Origin of the sequence: Streptomyces sp. SID1328 (assembly GCF_009865595.1) — a bacterium.
Taxonomy (GTDB): Bacteria; Actinomycetota; Actinomycetes; order Streptomycetales; family Streptomycetaceae; genus Streptomyces; species Streptomyces griseoluteus.
The window spans coordinates 1-3,723 of the sequence record NZ_WWKH01000668.1 but is presented as its reverse complement, the minus strand read 5'-3'; the positions used below and the strand labels follow the sequence as shown (position 1 = coordinate 3,723).

3 protein-coding genes are annotated in these 3,723 nt (G+C 74.7%); all 3 read right to left on the bottom strand.

Annotated features, from left to right (window positions below; genetic code table 11):
- On the bottom strand, nt 1–1,423 hold a 1,423-nt coding region (hutH, locus tag GT030_RS21610), incomplete at its 3' end, for a histidine ammonia-lyase (protein ID WP_161202519.1).
- 64 nt (nt 1,424–1,487) lie between these two features.
- Nucleotides 1,488–2,642, bottom strand: coding sequence for a GGDEF domain-containing protein (locus GT030_RS21605; protein ID WP_161202518.1), 1,155 nt, complete (start codon nt 2,640–2,642; stop codon nt 1,488–1,490).
- A gap of 69 nt (nt 2,643–2,711) precedes the next feature.
- Nucleotides 2,712–3,506, bottom strand: a complete 795-nt coding sequence (locus tag GT030_RS21600; RefSeq protein WP_161202517.1) for an enoyl-CoA hydratase-related protein — start codon at nt 3,504–3,506, stop codon at nt 2,712–2,714.
- Nucleotides 3,507–3,723: the final 217 nt, after the last annotated feature.

Here is a 3,723-nt window from a genome sequence, read left to right as displayed (position 1 = left end):
CCCCGGCGGCCCGCGCGGCCTCGATCACCGCGCGCGAGGCGGGCGCGGGCTCCAGCCCCTCCCGCAGCTCCACGGCGCGGGCGGCCGCGTACAGCTCGACCGCGATCACCCGGGTCAGGTTGTCCACGGCGGTGCGCAGCTTGCGCGCGGCCGACCAGCCCATCGAGACGTGGTCCTCCTGCATCGCGGAGGACGGGATGGAGTCCGCGGACGCCGGTACGGCGAGCCGCTTCAGCTCGCTGACCAGCGCGGCCTGCGTGTACTGGGCGATCATCAGGCCGGAGTCCACGCCCGCGTCGTCCGCGAGGAACGGCGGCAGGCCGTGGCTGCGGTTCTTGTCCAGCAGCCGGTCGGTGCGGCGCTCGGCGATGGAGCCGAGGTCGGCGGCGGCGATGGCGAGGAAGTCCAGGACGTAGGCGACCGGCGCGCCGTGGAAGTTGCCGTTGGACTCCACCCGTCCGTCGGGCAGCACCACCGGGTTGTCGACGGCGGCGGCCAGCTCGCGCTCGGCGACCAGGCGGGCGTGCGCCAGGGTGTCGCGGCCGGCCCCGGCGACCTGCGGGGCGCAGCGCACCGAGTAGGCGTCCTGGACGCGGGGCGCGTCGTCCTGGTGGTGCCCGGTGAGCTGGGAGCCCTTGAGCACCGCGAGCATGTTGGCGGCCGAGGCGGCCTGGCCGGGGTGCGGGCGGATGGCGTGCAGCTCGGGCGCGAGGACCTTGTCCGTGCCGAGCAGCCCCTCCAGGCTGAGGGCGGCGGTGACGTCGGCCGACTTGTAGAGGGAGTCGAGGTCCGCGAGGGCCATGATCAGCATGCCGAGCATGCCGTCGGTGCCGTTGAGGAGGGCCAGGCCCTCCTTCTCGCGCAGCTCGACCGGCTCGATGCCGTGCTCACGCAGCAGCTCACCGGCCGGGCGTACGACCCCGTCGGGGCCCTCGGCGTCGCCCTCGCCCATCAGGGTCAGCGCGCAGTGCGAGAGCGGGGCGAGGTCGCCGGAGCAGCCGAGGGAGCCGTACTCGTGCACGACCGGGGTGATCCCGGCGTTGAGCACGTCCGCCATGGTCTGCGCGACCTCGGGGCGTACGCCGGTGTGCCCGGAGCAGACCGTCTTCAGCCGCAGGAACATCAGCGCCCGGACGACCTCGCGCTCGACGCGCGGGCCCATGCCGGCGGCGTGCGAGCGGACGATGTTGCGCTGGAGCTGCGCCCGCAGCTCGGGGCTGATGTGCCGGGTCGCCAGCGCGCCGAAGCCGGTGGAGACGCCATAGACCGGATCGGGTTTGGCGGCCAGCGCGTCCACGATCTCGCGGGCCGCGGCGAGCGCGGCCACGGCCTCCTCCGACAGTTCCACGCGGGCCCCGGCGCGCGCGACGGCGAGGACGTCGTGCGCGGTGACACCGGTGGTCCCCACCACCACAGAGTGCATATCCATATTCAGGAGCGTACGCATTGAATGCGGCGGTGTCACTAGTGGATTGCGTCCGCGCCCCTTACCGGTCCTTGGCGCGGCGGCCCCGGAAGCGGCGGCGCTCGTTCTTCGCGGGCGGTGGCGTCTCGTCCGCGAGCCGTACGACCGGGTCGTCCGGGCCCTCCCGGCCGGCCACGACGGGCAGGTCGGCGCGCTCGGCCTTGGCGCGGTACTGCGCGGCGTCGGCCAGCCGGAACAGCCGCCGGGCGTCGTGCACCGGGCCGATGTCGTGCCCGGTGGACGCGACCCCGCAGGCCACCCCCTCGCCCAGCTCCAGCGTGCCCGCCCGGCGGCACAGCTCCACGGCCGCACCCACCACGTCCTCGGCCGACGGCCCGAGCGCCAGCAGACAGAACTCGTCCCCGCCGAGCCGCGCCGCGAGCGCGCCCGGCAGCATCGCGCCGCACAGCGACAGCACCGACCCGAACCGCTCCAGCAGCCGGTCCCCGACCTCGTGCCCCTGGGTGTCGTTGACCTTCTTCAGCCCGTTCAGGTCGCAGACCACGAGGCTGACCACCGCCCCCTCCGCCCGGTGCCGCTCCACCGCCTCCTCCAGCCGTACGTCGACCGCGCGGCGGTTGGCCAGGCCGGTGAGGGCGTCGGTGAAGGCGAGGCGGCGGGCCTCCTCCAGCCGTTCGGTCTGCGCGAGCCCGGCCGCGACGACCGCCGCCAGTACGGTCGCGAAGTCGGCGTCGCCCCGGTCGAAGACCGGTGTCCCCATCGCGCGGGCCACGTACAGCTCGCCCCACGCCCGGCCGTGCAGCACCACGGGCGCGACCACGCAGCAGCCCCTCCCCCGGCGGCGCAGGGCGGCGACCCGCTGGTGGATGTAGCCGGGGGTGCCGGCGGCCGGGCCCTGCGCGGTCTCCACCCACGCGTTGGGGCCCCCGCCCCCGGCCCAGCGCTCGTGCAGGAACTCGGTGATCTCCGGGAACTGGTGGACCGGGTACGCCTCCGCCTCCGGGAACTCCTCCTCGTCCTCGGCGCGCTTGCCGACGTTCACCAGGACCCGGAGACGGCCGCGCTCGCGCTCCCACACGGAGAGCGCGGCAAAGTTCCCGGCCAGCGCCCGGCAGGCACCGAGCGCCGCCGCCCGCCAGGACTCCGGCGCGGTGTGCGCGGCCGCCATCCCCTGCGCCAGCCCCACCACGGCAGCGAGCCGATCATCCTCACCCATCACTCCAGGTTAGGGACGAATGGGCACATCAGGGGCATTGGCGCGGGCGATCAGGTGGTCACCGCGGGGTCACTCCCCCGGCCACTCGGGGGCGCGCTTCTCGTTGAAGGCGGCGACGCCCTCGGCGCGGTCGCCGGAGAAGGCGGTCGCCCGCCAGGCCGCGTCCTCGACCTCCAGACCGGCTCGCAGGTCCAGGCCCTGACCCAGGCGGAGGGCCCGCTTGGCCGAGCGCAGGCCCACCGGGGAGTTCCTGGCGATCCGCGCGGCCAGCGCGAGCGCCTCCTCACGGTCCTGGCCCGCCTCGGTGAGCTGGTCGACCAGGCCGAGGGCGGCCGCCTCGGGCGCCTCCAGCCGGCGTGCGGTGAAGATCAGTTCGGCCGCGCGGGCCGCACCGACGCGCCTCGGCAGCAACTGCGTACCGCCGCCGCCGGGAATCACGCCCACGGACACCTCGGGCAGCCCGACCACGGCCGTCTCGTCCGCCACGATCAGGTCGCACGCCAGCGCCAGTTCGAAGCCGCCGCCCAGTGCGAAGCCGTGCACCGCCGCGATGGTCGGCACCGGCAGTTCCAGCACGCCGGTGTACGCCCCGCGCGCGACCGGGCGCTGCCGGACGAGGTCCGCGTCGGTGAACGAGTTCCGCTCCTTCAGGTCCGCGCCGACACAGAACGCGCGTTCGCTGGAGGACGTCAGTACGACCACGCGGGCGTCCCGGTCCGTGCCGAGTGCCGTGCAGGCCGCCGCGAGCGAACGGGCCATCTCCGTCGACACGGCGTTCATGGCCTTCGGCCGGTCCAGCACCAGCTCGGCCACGTGCCCGTGCCTCCGCACCAGCACGAACTCCCCGTACCGCTCCTCGCCCATGACGCCCTCCGGTTAACGCGGGTTAACTGACTGTGCCCCCGATCATCCCAGCAGACCCGCTCCCGGAAAAGCCCCGCCCCCACTCGTTCGAGTGACCCCCCTCCCGACTCCGCCCCCGCCACCCACACGAGCGTCTAACGTCCCCCACGGCTGACGCCCCCAGCAGACCCCGGGAAGGAGCGGAGCCCGTGCCACGAAGAGTCCAGCCCCCGCCCCC